General features: G+C 56.6%; 15 protein-coding genes and 1 pseudogene. 2 read left to right on the top strand and 14 right to left on the bottom strand.

Going from position 1 to position 18,109, the window contains the following annotated elements:
- Positions 1–13 precede the first annotated feature (13 nt).
- Together ygfK and hydA are read left to right on the top strand one after the other, a co-directional pair.
- The gene (gene ygfK / locus HW273_RS04230) at positions 14–2,998 is read left to right on the top strand and encodes a putative selenate reductase subunit YgfK (protein ID WP_179010598.1); all 2,985 of its coding nucleotides are present in this window, start codon (positions 14–16) and stop codon (positions 2,996–2,998) included.
- A gap of 132 nt (positions 2,999–3,130) precedes the next feature.
- On the top strand, positions 3,131–4,540 hold the full coding sequence (gene hydA, locus HW273_RS04225) for a dihydropyrimidinase (RefSeq protein WP_179010597.1): 1,410 nt from the start codon (positions 3,131–3,133) through the stop codon (positions 4,538–4,540).
- Positions 4,541–5,251: 711 nt separating this feature from the next.
- On the opposite strand, the gene HW273_RS04220 is transcribed toward hydA, so the two are convergent.
- The 14 genes and pseudogenes from HW273_RS04220 to HW273_RS04160 all read right to left on the bottom strand — a co-directional run bounded on the left by HW273_RS04220 (position 5,252) and on the right by HW273_RS04160 (position 18,075).
- Positions 5,252–5,566 (bottom strand): TfoX/Sxy family protein, encoded by a 315-nt coding sequence (locus HW273_RS04220; protein ID WP_179010596.1) that lies wholly within the window; start codon positions 5,564–5,566, stop codon positions 5,252–5,254.
- A gap of 30 nt (positions 5,567–5,596) precedes the next feature.
- Positions 5,597–5,671, bottom strand: a pseudogene (locus HW273_RS11785) (CD1845 family protein); the annotation flags it as partial.
- An 80-nt stretch (positions 5,672–5,751) separates the two neighbouring features.
- Positions 5,752–6,249: a DNA-deoxyinosine glycosylase gene (locus HW273_RS04215; RefSeq protein WP_179010595.1), complete on the bottom strand. Its 498-nt coding sequence runs from the start codon at positions 6,247–6,249 to the stop codon at positions 5,752–5,754.
- Positions 6,249–8,342, bottom strand: coding sequence for a glycoside hydrolase family 13 protein (locus HW273_RS04210; RefSeq protein ID WP_179010594.1), 2,094 nt, complete (start codon positions 8,340–8,342; stop codon positions 6,249–6,251). Before HW273_RS04210 ends, HW273_RS04215 begins: the two co-directional genes overlap by 1 nt.
- Positions 8,343–8,357: 15 nt before the next feature.
- Positions 8,358–8,885 (bottom strand): hypoxanthine phosphoribosyltransferase, encoded by a 528-nt coding sequence (gene hpt / locus HW273_RS04205; protein WP_179010593.1) that lies wholly within the window; start codon positions 8,883–8,885, stop codon positions 8,358–8,360.
- Entirely contained in the window at positions 8,882–9,928 is a 1,047-nt protein-coding gene (tilS, locus tag HW273_RS04200; RefSeq protein WP_179010592.1) for a tRNA lysidine(34) synthetase TilS, read from the bottom strand. Before tilS ends, hpt begins: the two co-directional genes overlap by 4 nt.
- A 69-nt stretch (positions 9,929–9,997) precedes the next feature.
- Positions 9,998–10,306 (bottom strand): septum formation initiator, encoded by a 309-nt coding sequence (locus HW273_RS04195; protein WP_179010591.1) that lies wholly within the window; start codon positions 10,304–10,306, stop codon positions 9,998–10,000.
- Positions 10,307–10,384: 78 nt separating this feature from the next.
- A complete protein-coding gene (locus HW273_RS04190; RefSeq protein WP_179010590.1) occupies positions 10,385–10,624 on the bottom strand; it encodes an RNA-binding S4 domain-containing protein in 240 nt (79 codons plus the stop codon).
- A gap of 81 nt (positions 10,625–10,705) precedes the next feature.
- The gene (locus HW273_RS04185; protein ID WP_279287554.1) at positions 10,706–10,993 is read right to left on the bottom strand and encodes an HU family DNA-binding protein; all 288 of its coding nucleotides are present in this window, start codon (positions 10,991–10,993) and stop codon (positions 10,706–10,708) included.
- 192 nt (positions 10,994–11,185) lie between these two features.
- Positions 11,186–14,575 carry a transcription-repair coupling factor gene (gene mfd, locus HW273_RS04180; protein ID WP_179010588.1) on the bottom strand — a complete coding sequence of 1,130 codons (3,390 nt, stop codon included), beginning with the start codon at positions 14,573–14,575 and terminating at the stop codon, positions 11,186–11,188.
- A 9-nt stretch (positions 14,576–14,584) separates the two neighbouring features.
- The gene (gene pth, locus HW273_RS04175) at positions 14,585–15,157 is read right to left on the bottom strand and encodes an aminoacyl-tRNA hydrolase (protein WP_179010587.1); all 573 of its coding nucleotides are present in this window, start codon (positions 15,155–15,157) and stop codon (positions 14,585–14,587) included.
- A 234-nt stretch (positions 15,158–15,391) separates the two neighbouring features.
- Entirely contained in the window at positions 15,392–15,673 is a 282-nt protein-coding gene (spoVG, locus tag HW273_RS04170) for a septation regulator SpoVG (RefSeq protein WP_179010586.1), read from the bottom strand.
- A 9-nt stretch (positions 15,674–15,682) separates the two neighbouring features.
- Positions 15,683–16,804 (bottom strand): glucose-1-phosphate adenylyltransferase subunit GlgD, encoded by a 1,122-nt coding sequence (gene glgD / locus HW273_RS04165; protein ID WP_179010585.1) that lies wholly within the window; start codon positions 16,802–16,804, stop codon positions 15,683–15,685.
- Positions 16,801–18,075 (bottom strand): glucose-1-phosphate adenylyltransferase, encoded by a 1,275-nt coding sequence (locus HW273_RS04160; protein ID WP_179010584.1) that lies wholly within the window; start codon positions 18,073–18,075, stop codon positions 16,801–16,803. Before HW273_RS04160 ends, glgD begins: the two co-directional genes overlap by 4 nt.
- Positions 18,076–18,109: the final 34 nt, after the last annotated feature.

Below are 18,109 nucleotides of genomic sequence, written 5' to 3'. Positions count from 1 at the left end.
AGGAGAAGCTGCTATGAGTGATATTATGACCCCTATCCCGTTTGGGAAACTGATGAACCGCATCCTGCTGGAGCATAAGAGCGGCTCCGTCTTCGGAATGCAGAAGTGCTACCGCGCGAGCGGCGAGCCTTACACCCTCTTCGGCAGAAAGCTGGAGACAAAAATCGGTCCCGCCGCAGGTCCGAACACCCAGCTCGCGCAGAATATTGTCGCCTCCTACTACGGCGGCTCCCGCTTCTTCGAGCTGAAGACCGTACAGAAGATGGACGGACGCGAGCTCGCCACCTGCGTGGCGAAGCCCTGCATCTCCGCAGAGGACGAATGCTATAACTGCGAATGGTCCACGGAGCTGGAGGTTCCGCAGGCCTTCGAGGAATATGTCAAGGCATGGTTTGCCATCAAGGCGATCGCCCGCGAATGGGCACTCGGCGATCCGGACGCCTTCCAGTTCAATATCTCTGTGGGCTATGACCTCGAGGGCATCAAGGGCGAAAAGGTCAATACCTTCCTCGATTCCATGATGCACGCCGGGAACACCGGAATCTTCCGAGAGTGCAGAAGCTGGCTGCTCAGCAATCTCGACCGCTTTGAGAGGCTGACTGCAGCAGATGTCGAGGCAATTCAGGAGAACATCGTCAATTCCGTGACGGTTTCCACCCTGCACGGCTGTCCGCCCTCCGAGATTGAGGCGATCGCCTCCTACCTCCTCACCGAGAAGGGTCTGCATACCTTCGTAAAGTGCAACCCGACTCTCCTCGGCTACGAGACGGCGAGAAAGCTCCTCAACAGCATGGGCTATGACTACATCCAGTTTACCGACAATCATTTCCTCGGTGATTTGCAGTACACGGATGCAATCCCGATGCTCACGCGCCTCCTCGCGCTTGCAGAGTCAAAGGGTCTCTCCTTTGGTGTCAAGATCACCAATACCTTCCCGGTAGACGTGAAGAACCACGAGCTTCCGTCCGAAGAGATGTATATGTCCGGAAAGTCCCTCTTCCCGTTGTCCATCACCGTGGCGAAGCGGCTCTCGCAGGACTTCGACGGCAGGCTCCGCATCTCCTACTCCGGCGGCTGCGACTACTTCAATATCAAGGATGTGATCGACGCCGGGATCTGGCCTGTCACGATGGCGACCACGCTTCTGAAGACCGGCGGTTATCTCCGCCTCCTCCAGCTCGCGGAGCTCCTCCATGAGGAGAAGCCGGGTGCATGGGACGGCGTAAAGCTGGAGCTGGTCAATCAGATCTGCGAGAAGATGATTACCGACCCGCACTATGTGAAGCCGATCAAGCCGATCCCCTCCCGGAAGTCCGAGAGAAAGGTGCCGCTCGTGGACTGCTACACCATGCCCTGCCGCGACCGCTGTCCGATCCATCAGGATATCACGAGCTATGGGCGTCTGTGCAATGAAGGCAAATACGAGGAGGCACTGCAGGTCATCCTCGACAAGAACCCTCTGCCGTTTATGACCGGAAACATCTGTACACATGTCTGCCAGACGAGCTGTACCCGGAATCACTATGAGACACCGGTGCAGATCCGGGAAAATAAGCTGATCTCCGCAAGAAACGGCTTCGACGCAGTGCTTGCCTCCCTCACGCCGGCAGCGCCAATCGGCAGGAAGGTCGGTATCATCGGTGCCGGTCCCGCCGGCATCTCCGCAGCATTTTTCCTTGCCCGTGCAGGTGTCGAGGTACACGTCTATGACGAGGCGAAACGCGCCGGCGGCGTAGTTGCAAATGTAATTCCATCCTTCCGTCTCCCTGCAGAGGAGATTCAGAAGGATGTTGCGCTTGCAGAGAAGCTCGGTGCCGTCTTCCACCTCGGCGTCCGCATCGACGATGTCAGCACCTTCAGGACAGAACATGGCTTCGATGCGGTGCTCCTCGCGATCGGCGCACACAAGAGCGGCGCGCTCCGGCTCGCGGAGGGAAGCGCCGTCAATGCACTGGACTTCCTGCATGAATTCAAGGAAAAGGACGGCAGGCTCTCCGTCGGGAAGAATGTCGTCATCGTCGGCGCGGGAAATACCGCGATGGATACCGCGCGCGCCGCGAAGCGGACAGAGGGTGTCGAAAATGTCTACCTCGTATACCGCAGAACCAAGCGCTATATGCCGGCAGATCAGGAGGAGCTGGAGGAGGCGATCGCGGACGGCGTGGACTTCCGCGAGCTGCTCGCACCGTTCACGCTTCGGGACGGAAAGCTGCTCTGCCACCGGATGGTTCTCTCGGAAATGGATCAGAGCGGCAGACGCTCTGTAAAGGAGACCGAGGAGCTGGTCGAGATCCCCTGCGATACCGTCATTGCCTCCATCGGCGAAAGGGTGGACGGCAGCTTCTATGAGAAGAACGGCATCCGCAGTGATGAGAAGGGACTTCCGATTCTGAACGAGCGGAACGAGACCTCTCTGCCGGGCGTCTATGCCGCGGGAGACGGTGCCTTCGGAGCTTCCGTCATCGTAAGGGCGATCGCAGACGCGAAGCTCGCCTGCGAGGCGATCCTGAACCGGGAAATCGGCATCGACCGCCCCTCTCTCGTCACCGATGAGAAGATCTTCTCCAAGAAGGGAAATCTCGCCGATGCACCGGCAAAGGGAACAGCAGACAGCCGCTGTCTCGCCTGCGACCACATCTGTGAGAACTGTGCGGATGTCTGCCCGAACCGCGCGAACTTCGCCATCAAGGTTCCGGGAAGAGAGATGCGTCAGATCCTCCACATCGACTATATGTGCAATGAGTGCGGAAACTGCGAGAGCTTCTGTCCGTATGACTCCGCGCCGTACAAGGAAAAGTTCACGCTCTTCACCAATGAGGCGGATATGGACGAATCTGAAAACGACGGCTTCGCCTTCCTTCAGGACAAGGAAACTGTCGTGCGTCTCGGCGGGCAGAAAATGCATTATACCATAGGAGACAAGAGCTCGAAGCTCTTCTACCGCATCGCGGAGCTCGTAGACACGGTATACAATAATTATAACTATCTGATCCTCTAAGGAGGATTCCACGCCTCGGGACACTGTCCCGGGGCATTTATTCTCGGGAAACGCCGCCCTGCACTCCTGCCAGTGCCATATGCGCATTGGCATATCCCGGTCCGGCGTTCCTGTCCTCGGAAAGGAGTACATATGATTCTGATTCAAAACGGTATGATCGTGACGCCGAAGGGGAGCTTCCCCGCCGACCTCCTGCTGGACGGAGAAAAGATCCGGAAAATCTTCCGGAAGGAAGAGGCGGATGCAGAACAGCAGTTTCTCTCCTCTCTCCCGGAGGAAGCGGAGAGAGTGGACGCAAGCGGAAGGCTGATCTTCCCGGGCTTCATTGACGCCCACACACACTTCGACCTGCACGTCGCCGGTACGGTCACCTGTGACGACTTCGCCTCCGGCACGAGGGCAGCGGTCAGCGGCGGCACAACCACCATCATCGACTTCGGCACGCAATACAAGGGGGAAACGCTCGAGGAGGGCTTCCAAAACTGGCTCCGAAAGGCGGAGGCGGGTACCTCCTGCGACTACGGCATCCATATGTCCATCACCGACTGGAACGAGCAGACGAGGACAGACTGCCAGAGAATGATGGATGAGGGGCTCAGTACCTTCAAGCTCTACATGACCTATGACACGAGGGTCGACGACATGGAGCTCTATGAGATCCTGAAACGGCTCAAGGAGGTTGGCGGCATCACCGGCGTACACTGTGAGAACACCGGGCTGATCGCCGCATTGCAGAAGGAATATGCCTCGGACGAGAAGACCCGCTCTGCTGTCTCCTCCCATTACCGGACCCGCCCCGCTGCCGCGGAGGCGGAGGCAATCGGCAGGCTCCTCCATATCGCGGAGGTCGTGGATACGCCGGTCATCGATGTCCATCTGACCTGCGCGGAGGGGCTCGAGGAGATCCGCGCTGCACGGAAGCGCGGACAGACTGTCTTTGCCGAGACCTGCCCGCAGTATCTCACCCAGACAGCAGCGCTCTACGAGCTCCCGGGCTTCGAGGGCGCGAAGTATGTGATCTCCCCGCCGCTCCGTACCGAGAAGGATCAGGAAGCGCTCTGGAAAGCACTCGCTTCAGGCGAGATCCAGACCGTTTCCACCGACCACTGTGCCTTCACCACGGAGCAGAAGAGGCTCGGTGCGGGCGACTTCCGCCGCCTCCCGGGCGGAATGCCGGGCGTCGAGACCCGCGGCGAGGTCATGTTCTCCGAGGGCGTCTCGAAGGGCAGACTCACGAAGGAACGGCTCTGCGCCGTCCTCTCCGAGAATCCCGCGAAGCTCTACGGACTCTATCCGGAGAAGGGTGTGATCCAAGAGGGCAGCGATGCCGATCTCGTCATCCTGAATCCGGAGCGGAAAAAGAGGATCTCCGTCGAGACACAGGTCTCCCGCTGTGACTACGCACCGCTCGAGGGCATGGAGCTCACCGGCATGATCGAGCAGGTTTACCTCCGCGGCACGCTGACCGCGCGGGAGGGAAAGGTGCTGGTTGAGAACCGGGGACGGTACCTCCCGAGAAAGAAGTTCCAGCCGGTGGTATAACACTTCGGCACCATATATGTCCAACCGGCGTGAGTGCTGCAGCTTCTTTTATAGAAGCTGCAGCACGGATTGACAGTCAGTGCGCTGTTGCTGAAAATTCCCGGCATAACATTCTCCGCATATCTCGAGATTATGAGTATAATAAAAATCAAACACATGACATCATTTTATGTATTTGATTTTTACAAAGCAGGTATGCTGATGGATATTCAGAATCAAGTCAAGCGATATTTTTAACGAAGTAACGCTGACTGTTTATGACCGTGAGCAAACGATTTACGACTGCTTCAAATATCGTACAAGGCTCAATACAGAGACTTTTAGCAAGGCGCTACGTTTTTCGATATTTGATCATTTTTTTAGGAGACCGCCAAACAGCAGTCTCCTTTTTTGGTATAGCTTATTCAAACTCTGTTTCTAACTCCCTTATTATGATTCGTGCGAAGACTTCATCCCTTTTTTTACAAATAAAGAATAGGTCACCATTGGCAGTCGTACTTCGATTTCACCAAAAACAGTCTTATCTATTGGATGGATCTGCCGAAACCATCTTGTTTTTAGCTTACTGGATATGCCATTTTGTTGAAGTTGTGTGCGATACCTGTAAATTTGTGAAGAAGAATTTGAAGAGCAAAGTTTGATATATTCAAAAAACATAGTTGTCTCATTTCTTATTGCGTTGCAGTTACAAAAACTGTGAATTTATCAGTCTCATTTGGTTTTCTTGGGTTTATTTTCGGGTAGTTCCGCATACATACCTCCCAGTAATTCTGCAATCAAATCTGAATCTTCAAATTTGTCGAATACGTGCATCAGTGTCTTTGAACCTTCGTAAGGATAACGCAGTTCTGAGTCTGCAAGAAGTCTGTCCGATGTCGGCGTTCTCTTTAAAAACAGTTCCTTATCTCCAATATCACCTATCAGTTTACCTTTAAGGTACACCAGGTATCCGCCCATCATTGATTTTATGACAATATCACCGGCAGCAGAAAAACACTCACGTACATATTCATTAAATTCATTCACTATGATTACCTCCCACAACTTCTAATTTGTCTACACTGCTTTAATCTTCTCATTTATCAATTCAATAAATGCTATCACAGTCGCTCCTATCATCGGAAGCCCATAAGGACTCCGTAAGCATCACTGCTTCTTTCGACCGGCGTATCGATTGGAAGCGCAGCAAGAAGGAGACCGGAAAGATCGCTCTATTCCAGATAGGGCAGCAGCACGCTGTACGCCCGCAGCAACTCCGGATAGGATATCCGGCAGTTCGCCGGACTCGTGGAGGGCAGCGCATGAATTTCCATGCCGGTCTCTGCCTGCTGGAAGCGCCGGTACAGCGCCGCTGCCTTCTGTCCGCTCGCAAATACCGCGCGGATCTCCGTCTTACAGAGAAGCGCCGAAAGCGGATTCGGGACAGCATTCCGGATCGAGCTGTCGGAGGCGCCGCAGATCTCGCAGCTCCGGAGCACATCCCAGAGCGCGATATGATGCCGGAGGAGAAGCGCTATCCGCGCCTCTCTCGTCTCCGGCAGCGTCTCCCCCAGAAGCGCCGAGAGCACCCGCCAGAAACGATTCTGCGGATGCCCGTAATAGAAGCCGTTTTCTCTGGACTTCGGCGAGGGAATGGTTCCGAGGATCAGGACCCGGGAATGCCGGTCAAAGACCGGCGCGAATTCATGGAGGACTCTCTCCCGCTCCATTATGCCCTCTCCTTCCTGTGCGTATCCAGATCGGCGATATAGATCTTGCCCGCATAGGGCTCCATATAGCAGCGGAAGCTGCCGACGTTCGTATGCCGGTAGGTCGTCCCCACATTATAGCCGTTCTCGTCCGTTTTCAGGATACGGCAGAGCCGGACGGTATCCGTGACACCCGTCCTCCACGCCGGAATCTCCAGCGGGAACTCCGATGCACCGGAATTGATCGCGATGATCGCCACGCGAGAGCCGTAGCCGCGCGCATATACCACATAATTTTTCCCGGCAATCAGGGGCATCAGCTCTCCCAGCGCAAGCTGCGGATAGCTCCGGCGCGCCCTGCCGAGATACTTGTGATATTCCAGAAGCTCCAGATCCTCCTTGCCCCACGGGAAGGTGCGTCTCGAATCCGGCTCCGTCCAGCCGCACATCCCCACCTCGTCTCCATAGAAGATCGTCGGTGCACCCGGCCAGGTCATCTGCATCATCGCACCGAGCCGATAAATCGCCGGGTTGATATCCTGCGTCGCGGGCAATGCGTCCGGCTGCCCGATCCGCCCGATCCGCTTGTTGGTTCTGGTCATAAAACGGGAATGATCGTGGTTGGAGAGCTGGTTCATCGAGGAGAGGATCGCCTGCTCCGGCAGCCGCGCCATCGTATAGCGCATCGTCCGGAAGAAATTCTCTCCATCCCCGAGCAGCGCCGGATTGCTGCTGTCCGAATGCTTCTCCATTCCGGTGAGGAAATAGGTCACCGGCTCCATGAAGGCATCATAGTTCATCACCGTGTCCCACTCATCTCCCCGAAGCCACGACGAGGGATTCCCATAGTGCTCCGCGAGGATCACCGCCTCCGGGTTTGCCCCCTTAACTGCTGTGCGGAAGCGCTTCCAGAAGGCATGATTGTATGCCTCGGAATGCCCGAGATCCGCCGCCACATCCAGCCTCCAGCCATCGCAGCAGAAGGGAGCACTGACCCACTTTCTGGCGATCCGGAGGATATCCTCCTCCAGTGCCTTCGAGCCCTCGTAGTTCAGCTTCGGGAGCGTATCATTGCCCCACCACTTCTCATAGCTGTCATTGTTCGGCCAGGCAGACGCTTCTTCATTCTGAAAGGCGAAGTAGCTCCGGTACGGACTCTGCGCAGACTCATACGCGCCGAAGGCATAGACATTTCCCTCCTGCGAAAGCACCGTCGAATAGAAGCCGTCCTTATTCATCCACTTATTGAAGGAGCCGCAATGATTGAAGACGCCATCGATGATGACCCGGATCCCCCGCGCATGGCACGCCTCCACAAACTGAACGAAAAAGCGGTTGGACGCCTCCAGATTATCAAGGTTGCTGGTGCGGATACGATACTTCTCCGCATGGTGGTTGTCCTCATCCCCCTCCGGGAGCACCGCACCGCCATCATTCACGATCTTCGCGATATGCGGATCGATATAATCGTAGTCCTGCGTATCGTACTTGTGATTGGACGGGGAAACGAAGAGAGGATTGAAGTAAATGCCGCGAACCCCCAGACTGTAAATGTAATCCAGCTTCTCCAGCACGCCCTGCAGATCCCCGCCGTAGAAACGGTGTACGTCGAAGGGCTCCACCGGGGCCTCCCAGTCCGAAACCCTCGTCGCGGGACGCCCGAGGTAAATGTATTCTCGATCCTGCACACCATTCTCCGGGGCTCCGTTCCGGAAGCGGTCAATGTAGATCTGGTACATGATCGTCCCCTTCACCCACTGCGGGATGTGGAAGCCCGGGATCAGACGGAAGGCATAGGCAGGATCCCGCTCCTCGGAGACGCCGAGTCGATTGTAGAGAAGCACCTCCTCTCCCTTCCGGACATGAAAAACATAGCTCAGGGGCTCCGTCCCCAGCTGTACGGCAGTCTCGTAATAATCAAAATAATGGTCACTGCTGACCGCCCGCATCGGCAGAAATTCCTGTGTCTCGAGGAGCTCCAGCGTCACGGTATCGACATCCTCCCGCAGCGTCCGGAAACGGAGCGTGACACGGTCTCCGGCATCCGGCTCCGCCGGGCTTCGGTAAAAGTCCATGCCGGAGCTGTATAAGGAATCCCAGTTTATACTACCCATGAAAGAAATTTCTCCTTAGTCGAAGTTTACCACGCCAATATATGGCAGATTGCGGTAGCGCTGGTCATAATCCAGCCCATAGCCCACAACGAATCTGTCCGGTATCTCAAAGCAGGAGTACTTCACCGGAACCTCCTTCTCTCTGCGGGACGGCTTATTGAGCAGCGTGCAGATCTCGATCGATTTCGGCTGCCTCTCCAGAAGGATCCGCCGCAGATGGCTGAGCGTATGCCCGGTGTCCACGATATCCTCTACGATCAGGACATTCTTCCCCTCCAGCGGCTCATCAAGATCCTTCACGATCCGCACGATGCCGCTCGTGACGGTGCCTGCGCCATAGCTGGAGACCGACATGAAGTCCATCGTCACATTGTCATTCCTGATCCGCTTCGCGAGGTCGCACATAAACATCGCCGCCCCCTTCAGGATGCAGATCAGATGCAGAGACTGTCCCGCATAATCTCTCGAAATCTGTGCCGCAACCTGCTCTATCCTTTCGTTGATCTCCCCCTCTGAGATCAGTCTCTCAATACGCTCGCTCATAGCTTCCTCCTTCTCTTCATGCTGACTGTCTCCCGGTTTCGCCGGAGCAGCAGCTCCTTTTTCCGAATCTCCGCACTCATTTGGTACGGAAGATCGAGATGCGCGCCCCCCGCCTTGCCAAGCAGCGCGGAAAGCGCCTTGAAATGAACGGATTCCCAATCCTGAAGCGGCGTATCCAGCCTGCGAACCGCCTCCATCAGGATATACCGCTGCAGAAGCGGCTGCTGTGCCCGAAGCGCCGGAAGCGGCAGCCGAAGCTCCCTGCACACCTCCGCCGGAAGCTCCTCTCCCTCATGCAATACGGCATGGCGCTCCGTAAACGCAGCAGCCATCTCCCGAAGCAGCATATCTGCTTCTCCCATCAGCTCCGCTGCCTCTGCGATATGCTCCGCCGCCCTCGCATTGTCCTCCCGAAGCAGCGTGAGGAGAGAACGAATATGGTTTCTCGTATATTTTATATCCTCATTGCTGGAATCCACAATATAGGGCAGCCCCTTTTTCTGCAGCTCCGCGAGGATCTCCGCCCGGCTAATGCAGAGCAGCGGACGGATCAGCGCCTCCCGCTCTGCCTCCATTCCCCGAAGCCCGCGAAGCCCGCTCCCCCGGATCAGATGATGCAGTACCGTCTCCGCCTGATCGTCCCGATGGTGGGCGACCGCGATACGCCGCCGTCCCGTTCCGGGAAGCGCCGAAAGCTGCTCCCGGAGCGCGCGATAACGGAGAATCCGCGCCGCTTCCTCTATCCCGATCCGCTTCTCTCCGGCATAGCCCGGCGCGTCCACCTGCTCCCAGAGAAAGGGCACAGAAAAGCGTTCCGCCATTTCCCGTGAAAAGCGAAGATCCCGCACCGCCTCCTCCCCCCGGATCCCGTGCTGCACATGGCAGGCATGGAGAGAAAAGGAAAGGCGCTCCCGAAGCCCGGAGAGCATCGACAGGAGGCATACCGAATCCGCACCGCCGGATAGCCCCAGCAGTACGATATCTCCCGATCGGATCAGCTCTCTCTCCTCTATAAACTTTCGAACCCGCAGTGCAGCATCCAAGTCTCTCTCCTATCCGCACAGTCCCTTCGCAGAGAAAAAAGGGAAGGGCACCCGCCCTTCCCTCCATGCTCAGTTTTCAGGCTGCACTATGATTTCATCCGGCATCTTGAGCTTGAAGATCTCCCGTGCCTTCTCTATGATGTATTCCTTCGTCTTCACATAGACCTTCTGCTCCTGCAGCTTCTCGGAATTTCGCTCTTCCGCACGGATCTCTGTGTCCAGACTCTCCTCCATCGCCCGATACTCCCTGTTCTTCTGGCGAAGCGACGAGCCGCGAACGGAAACGGCGACCGCAAGGAACAAAACCACGACAATGATCCCTACGATCGCGGCGCGGTTCTCGAATCTCTGTTTTCTTCTTCTCCTTGGCTCGCTCATAGCATAGTCCGTCTGATTTTTACAGATTCCCACGGTAGTTTAGCACATCGATGGAAAAAGAACAACTACCGCTTCTCCTCAGAGGTACTCGAAGAGCTCCTTCGCTTCCTCCTTCTTCGTCGTCTCCTGAATATCCAGCACCCGTGCCTTCACGGAGCTCGTGCCGAATCTGATCTCCAGCACATCGCCGATCTTCACATTGCTGCCCGCCTTCGCTGTCACGCCGTTGATCGTCACCCTGCCGGCGTCGCAGGCATCATTGGCTACGGTTCTTCTCTTAATGAGCCGCGAAACCTTCAGATACTTGTCCAGTCTCATTCCTTCTCCTCCTTGGGTTAAGGTAGAAAAAAAAGGAGGTGCGACGCCTCCTTTCCCTCGTGTCCCCGACTCCGTCGATACTCAGTTCATACGATCCTTCAAAGCCTTGCCTGCCTTGAATCTCGGAGATCTGGAAGCTTCGATCATCATCGTCTCGCCGGTTCTCGGATTTCTGCCCTCGCGAGCCGCTCTCTCTGCCGTGTCAAAGGTACCGAAGCCGATCAGCTGCACCTTGTCGCCTGCCGCAAGCGCCGAAGCGATCTCATCAAATACAGCCTTTACCGCTGCGTCTGCATCCTTCTTGGAGAGCTCTGCGTCTCTGGCAACAGCCGCTACTAAGTCCTGTCTGTTCATCCTAATTTCCTCCATAGCGCCGCTCAAACGGCACTCTTTCCTGTTTCTGCCCGATCCGGACAGTTCTTTTCGGTATTATCCTGCATAAAAGCCGCAGTAACCCCATACACGTTATGCATTATATCTTTACCAGCCCTGTCTGTCAACTGATTCTATGCGGGAAAATCCCTGAAAACGTTGTCCCGCAGCCCCCGCTTCGAAAGGCATTCAGACACGCTCCAGCTTCTTCAAAACGGATTCAATATGCTCTATCGTCTTCTCGACGCTCCATGGCTCCCGCCGGTTTACACTCCGGAAGTGCAGGAGCGGATTCTGCCCGCCGCTGAAGCTGAGCTGTCCGCGGCACAGGGAAACCAGCTCCGGGATCCGCTCCGCCTGAATATCTGCGTCCGGCGAAAAGAAGATACGGTACTCGCCCCTGCCGACATTCAGCTCCCGTACACAGCAGCGGTGCGCGAGCGCCTTCAGCGCCGCGATCGTCAGGAGGTTCTGTACCTGCTTCGGCAGCTCCCCGAAGCGATCCAGCAGCTCGTCCTGCATATCCATGTAGTCCTCCTCATTCTGAATCGCCGAGATACGCTTATAAATATCGAGCTTCTGGCTCTCGTCTGCGATATAATTGTCCGGAATATAGGCATCAATGTCGCAGTCCACCTGCGTGGACGGACGCGCCGTCTCCGGCAGCTCTCCCTTCTCCGTCAGCACCGCCTGGTTCAGGAGCTTGCAGTAGAGGTCATAGCCGACTGCCTCCATGTGTCCGTGCTGTTCCGCGCCGAGCACATTTCCCGCGCCGCGGATCTCCAGATCCCGCATCGCAATGCGGATGCCGGAGCCGAGCTGCGTGAATTCCCGGATCGCCTTCAGCCGCTTCTCGGACTCCTCGCTGAGAAGCTTGCCGCGGCGATACATCAGGAAAGCGTAGGCAGTGCGGTTCGAGCGTCCGACACGTCCGCGGAGCTGATAGAGCTGGGAAAGTCCCATGCGGTCAGCGTCCCCGATAATCATGGTGTTGGCATTGGGAATATCCAGTCCTGTCTCAATAATTGTAGTCGAAACCAGCACATCGATCTCCCCATTGATGAAGCGGAGCATGATCTCCTCCAGCTCCGTCTCGTTCATCTGTCCATGCGCGCAGACCACCCGCGCCTCCGGCAGCAGGCTCTGAACATGCGCGGAAACCTCCGCGATATTGCCGACGCGGTTATGCACATAGTAAACCTGCCCGCCGCGGGAAAGCTCCCGCGATGCCGCCTCCCGAACCAGCTCGTCATTGTACTCCATCACATAGGTCTGGATCGGAACGCGGTCAATCGGAGGCTCCTCCAGTACCGACATATCCCGTATCCCGACGAGACTCATGTGCAGCGTCCGCGGGATCGGCGTCGCGGTCAGGGTCAGGACATCGACATTCCTTTTCAGATTCTTGATCTTCTCCTTATTCGCCACGCCGAAGCGCTGCTCCTCATCGATGATCAGCAGCCCCAGATCCCGAAATTCCACATCCCTGGAGAGCAGACGATGCGTCCCGATGACAACGTCGGCGCGTCCCGCGGCGATATCCGCGATCGAACGCCGGAGCTGCCGGGCAGTCCGGAAACGGCTGAGCTGCACGACGTTGACCGGAAATCCCTTCATACGCTCCACGAAGGTGTTGTAGATCTGCTGCGCAAGGATCGTAGTCGGGACGAGGTACGCCACCTGCTTGGAATCCTGCACCGCCTTGAATGCCGCCCGGAGCGCGACCTCGGTCTTGCCGTAGCCGACATCCCCGCAAACCAGTCGATCCATGATCTTATGGCTCTCCATATCCGCCTTGGTATCGTCGATCGCGAGGATCTGATCCGCCGTCTCCTCGTAGGGGAACATTTCCTCGAATTCCTTCTGCCAGACGGTATCCTGCCCGTATTTGTGCCCGACCGCCTGCTGGCGGGAGGCATAGAGCGCCACCAGCTCCTTCGCCATCTCTCGAACGGCATGCTGCACCCGGCTCCGGGTCTTCTGCCAGTCTGTCCCGTTCAGGCGGTTCAGCTTCGGCTTCCTCCCGTCGGCGCTGCCGTACTTCTGGATTCCCTCCAGCTTCGTGGCAGGAAGGTACAGGCTGCCGCCGTCTCCGTACTCCAGCCGGATATAGTCCTTCGTGATGCCGTCTGCCTCAATCCGCTCGATACCGCGGTAGATTCCGATTCCGTGGTTCTCCTGCACGACATAATCTCCGGGCGAAAGCTCCGAGAGCTTCGCGATCCTCTGCCCCTCGTACCTCTTCTGCTTCCGCTTCTTCCGAACCTCTCCGGCGTTTCCGAACATATCGCCCTCGGTGAGGAGCAGCAGTTTCTCTTCCGGAAAGAGAAAGCCGGTGCTCAGGTAGCCGTAGAGCACCTTAACCGCGCCGCGGTTCTCCTCCTGCTCCTTCTCCCCCTCGTCGGGGCAGTAGGCACGGAGCTGATAGTCCCGCAGATTCTGCGCGAGACGGGAGGCACGCGTCCGGGAGGCGGAGAGCAGCAGGATCTCGTATTTCTCCTGCTGGTAGCGGCGGAGATCCTTCACGAGAAGCTCGAAATTATTCCTGTAGCTCGGCACTGCCGCAGTTTCCAGCTCCAGCACCGTATGCGCCCCGGCGCCCCCTTCCGCGATCCCCATCTCCGCCGCGCTCTCCAGATTGTTCCCCAGAGAGGAGAGTGCGAGCGTCCGCCCGCCGTACAGCCTCCTCATAATTTCGTCCGCGTCGTAAATCAGCTCCGCAGGATCCGTCTCCCGAAGCGCAGTCCCCCTCGCCTCCTCCGGCACGCACTTCGCCTGCTCCGCGCGCGCAGTGAAGCTCTCCGTGAACTCCTGCTGCACGCTCCGCCCGCGCTCCCGCAGCCTCGCCGGTTCGTCCAGATAGATCCTGCTGTCCGCCGGGAAGTAATCCAGAAGACTCACATCCCGCCCGCCGTCCCGATCCTTCGCCGGATAGATCTCCGCACTGTCCAGCGTCTCGATCGAGCGCTGCGACAGTACGTCAAAGGAACGGAGATTGTCCACCTCCGTATCCCAGAATTCCACACGGATCGGATTCTCCGCAGAAAACGGGAAGATATCCACGATTCCGCCGCGGATCGAGAATTCGCCCATCGCGGAAAGCTCCGGAAGACGCTGATAGCCGAGCTCCGTGAGACGCTGTGCCAGCGCAGAAAGCTCCATGGTCTGTCCCGGCGCGATCCGGAGCACCGAATCCCGAAAGTGCTCCCGGCTCTCAACCTTATCCATCAGTGCGTCGACAGTGCAGACCACAATACCGCTCTCCGCCTCACTCAGCTGCCGCAGCACCTCCACCCTCTGCCGGGTGATGAGGGTTCCCTGCGTATCCGCCTGATAGAAAAGGAAGTCCTTCGCCGGGTAGAACCAGCAGTTCTCCTGCATCGCACGGAGATTCCGGTGAAATTCCTTCGCCTGCTGCTCTGTCGGACACACGAAAAGCTGCCAATGCACGCTGCCCTCCTCGACGAGGAGCGTCTTGGCAGAATCGCGCAGCCCGCTCACGAGAAGCGGCCCGGCATTTTCCTCGAGTCCCCGATGCAGCGCTTCATAGCCTGCGGTATAGGCAATCGGATTATACATCGTGCCTCCTCAGACGCTCTTCGCCGCATTGTGACGATTCATCGCATCCTCCACGCCCTGCGTCACGATGGCAAGACAGGCGTCCACCGCCTCCAGATACGCCTCATCCATCCGCTTCGTATCCGTCTCATCGAACTTCCCCAGCACGTAGGCTGCGAGATCCATCCGCTCCGGCTTCTCCCCGACGCCGATGCGGACACGCGGGAAATCCTCTGTCCCGAGACAGGCAATGACAGATTTCAGACCGTTATGCCCGCCCGCAGAGCCCCTCGGACGGATGCGGAGTCTGCCGGGTGCGAGCGAGATATCATCCGAGAGGACAATCACCTGCTCCGACGGGATCCTGTAGAAGCCGGCGAGCGGTGCAATGCACCTGCCGGACTCGTTCATATAGGTGAGCGGCTTCAAAAGAATGATCTGCTCCGTCCCGATCCGAAGCTTCGTATAAGCCCCGCTAAATTTGCTCTCATTTAGTCCAACGGCATACTTCTCACAGAATTTATCAATGACGGCGAAGCCCGCGTTGTGACGGGTCCCCCTGTATTTCAGCTCGGGATTTCCGAGCCCTGCAATCAACCACATTTCTTTTCTCCTCTTTTCTGATCGGAGCTAAGCATAGCACATCCTGTCCGGAATGCAAACAGCTGCGTTTATCTTCTGTTTGCCGATATCTCCTGCCCGACCCGGACTCGAAAAAGCCTAAAAAGGGGATACGGCGCACATAAGCCGCATCCCCTTTCTGTTCTTTCCGTTTCGACGAAGGGCAGCACATCCAAATGCTCTCACCGGAGCAGCCTCCGCCGTCCGCCGTACTTCTCAGTACAGCTTCTGCGCCATGCCGCTGCGCTCCTCCTCCCGGAACTTCTCCAGAATCGTATTCTGGATGATCTCCCGCGTAGCGCTCCGGATCGGGTGGGCAATATCCCGGTACTCCCCGTCCACCGTCTTGCGCGACGGCATCGCAATAAACAGGCCCTTCTCTCCCTCGATGACCTTAATATCATGAATCACGAACTCGCCGTCAAAGGTGATGGAAACGACCGCCTTCATCTTGCCGTCCTTATCTACCTTTCGAATCCGAACATCCGTTACCTGCATCACTGCCTCCTACATCGTATAGCGTTCATTCTTCTCAATCACGATCTTTACGTTATCCGGGGCGCCGATGTGCGTCGTATTCGCGCGGATCGTATCCCTGCTCTCCACGATACAGTTCTCTATCACGGAATTGTCCCCGATATACACATCGTTCAGAATGATGGAATTCTTAATGACGCAGTTGTTGCCGACGTAGACCTTTCTGCAGAGCACCGAGTTCTCGACCGCACCGTTGATGATACAGCCGCTGGCGATAATCGAATTCCTGACAACGCTGTCCGGATTGTACTTCGCAGGCGCATTGTCCGCGAGCTTCGTATAGATCCCCGGCTGCTCCCGGAAGAAGAAGTCTCGCACCTCCTGCCGGAGGAAGTCCATATTGGTGCGGTAGTATGCTTCCACCGAAGCGATATTCGCCCAATAGGTATTTATCTTATAGCCGTAAACGCGCTTCATATTCTTGTAGCGCACCAGAATATCCTTCACGAAATCATAGCGATCCTCGTCATGCGCCTTCTCCAGAAGCTCAATCAGGAGACGTCTCCTGACAATGTAGATCCCGCAGGAAATCACATTCGCCTGTGTCACCACCGGCTTCTCCTCGAACTCTACAATTCGGTTGTCCTCATTCATCCCGATACAGCCGAAACGGGAAACGTCGTCGTCCGGCGACATCTGCTTGCAGACCACCGTGACATCCGCCTTCTTCTCGATGTGGTACTCCAGCACCTTATTGTAATCGAGCTTGTAAACGCCGTCTCCCGCCGCTACGATCACATAGGGCTCATGGGAGGAACGGAGATAGACCAGATTCTGGTACAGCGCATCCGCCGTCCCCCGGAACCAGTCGCTGTGATCCGCGGTGATGGTCGGAGTATATACGAAGAGCCCTCCCTGCTTCCGTCCGAAATCCCACCACTTGGAGGAGGACAGATGCTGGTTCAGGGAGCGGGAATTGTACTGGGTCAGCACCGCCACCTTCTGCACATGGGAATTCGACATATTGGACAATGCGAAATCGATCGAGCGGAAGGAGCCCGCAATCGGCATCGCGGAAATCGCCCGCTTATTGGAAAGCTCCCTCATTCTCTTACTGTTGCCGCCTGCTAAAATGATGCCTATCGCTCTCATATGATGTCGTCCTCCTTAATGATCGCTCCGCCGCTCTGAAGTAATCCGTCAGGATAGTCCTTCTCCTCCGTTCTGCCGTACACCGCCGTATTTCTGCCGATGCGGACATGATCCGGGATCACGGTCCTCTCTCCTATCGTCGCAAGCTCCGAGCTATAGACCCTCTGATCGTAGACAGACGGCGCATACTCTCCGACGCCGATCTGACAGCCCTTTCCGATCACCGCATCCTCCGCGATGATCGCCATATTTACGGTGGTGCCCTCGCCGATCACCGCGTCCTCCATGATGATCGAATTTTCGACCACCGCGCCCTTCTCGATCCGGACGCCCACGCCGATCACGGAATTGTGCACCTCTCCGTGGATCTCGCAGCCCTCGGAGATGATCGAGCGCTCCACCACGGAATCCGCGGAAATGTACTGCGGTGCGGGGTTGTCCGTCTGGGTGTAGATCTTCCAGTATTCCTCGTAGAGGTTGAACTCCGGAATGATCGCCACGAGCTCCATATTGGACTGCCAGTAGGACTGCAGAGTCCCCACGTCCTTCCAGTAGCCGTTGAACTCGTAGGCATAAATCGGATTTTTCTTATTGAAAAGATACGGAATGATGTGCTTTCCGAAGTCGCACTCCGGCACATCCCGATTCCGGAGAAGCGCCTCGCGGAGCACCTTCCATGTGAAAATATAGATACCCATGGACGCCAGGTTGCTCTTCGGCTCCTTCGGCTTCTCCTGGAAATCGATGATGCGGTTATGCTCGTCGGTTACGGTGATGCCGAAGCGGCTCGCCTCCTCAATCGGAACCGGCATCGCGGCGATGGTGAGATCCGCGTTCATCGCCTTGTGGTATTCCAGCATCACCTCATAGTCCATCTTATAGATATGATCACCGGACAGAATCAGCACATATTCCGGAGCATAGCTGTCAATATATGCAATATTCTGGTAAATGGCATTCGCCGTGCCGGAATAGAAGCCGGTATCGCTCTGCGATTCATACGGCTGCAGTACGGTGACACCGCCCCGGTTCCGGTCGAGATCCCATGGAATCCCGATACCGATATGCGCATTCAGCCGAAGCGGCTGGTACTGCGTCAGCACGCCTACGGTATCCACCCCGGAATTGATGCAGTTGCTCAGGGGAAAGTCGATGATAGAATACTTTCCTCCGAAAGAAACCGCCGGTTTCGCGACGTTTTTCGTAAGTACGCCAAGACGGGAGCCCTGGCCGCCTGCCAGAAGCATAGCGATCATTTCCTTCTTAATCACATCATCACCTCTCTAGTCATTAGGATAAGCCAAT

It is taken from the genome of Oribacterium sp. oral taxon 102 (genome assembly GCF_013394775.1).
Lineage (GTDB): Bacteria > Bacillota > Clostridia > Lachnospirales > Lachnospiraceae > Oribacterium.
Note: the sequence above shows the minus strand (reverse complement) of the source record. Positions and strands in the feature narration are given on the sequence as shown.

Coding starts and splice junctions, on each gene's coding strand:
- hydA (WP_179010597.1), top strand. CDS start 3,131: ATGATTCTGATTCAAAACGGTATGATCGTGACGCCGAAGGGGAGCTTC.
- ygfK (WP_179010598.1), top strand. CDS start 14: ATGAGTGATATTATGACCCCTATCCCGTTTGGGAAACTGATGAACCGC.
- hpt (WP_179010593.1), bottom strand. CDS start 8,885: ATGAGCGAGCGTATTGAGAGACTGATCTCAGAGGGGGAGATCAACGAA.
- spoVG (WP_179010586.1), bottom strand. CDS start 15,673: ATGCAGGTAACGGATGTTCGGATTCGAAAGGTAGATAAGGACGGCAAG.
- HW273_RS04215 (WP_179010595.1), bottom strand. CDS start 6,249: ATGGAGCGGGAGAGAGTCCTCCATGAATTCGCGCCGGTCTTTGACCGG.
- glgD (WP_179010585.1), bottom strand. CDS start 16,804: ATGAGAGCGATAGGCATCATTTTAGCAGGCGGCAACAGTAAGAGAATG.
- HW273_RS04195 (WP_179010591.1), bottom strand. CDS start 10,306: ATGAGCGAGCCAAGGAGAAGAAGAAAACAGAGATTCGAGAACCGCGCC.
- pth (WP_179010587.1), bottom strand. CDS start 15,157: ATGTGGTTGATTGCAGGGCTCGGAAATCCCGAGCTGAAATACAGGGGG.
- HW273_RS04190 (WP_179010590.1), bottom strand. CDS start 10,624: ATGAGACTGGACAAGTATCTGAAGGTTTCGCGGCTCATTAAGAGAAGA.
- HW273_RS04185 (WP_279287554.1), bottom strand. CDS start 10,993: ATGGAGGAAATTAGGATGAACAGACAGGACTTAGTAGCGGCTGTTGCC.
- HW273_RS04210 (WP_179010594.1), bottom strand. CDS start 8,342: ATGGGTAGTATAAACTGGGATTCCTTATACAGCTCCGGCATGGACTTT.
- mfd (WP_179010588.1), bottom strand. CDS start 14,575: ATGTATAATCCGATTGCCTATACCGCAGGCTATGAAGCGCTGCATCGG.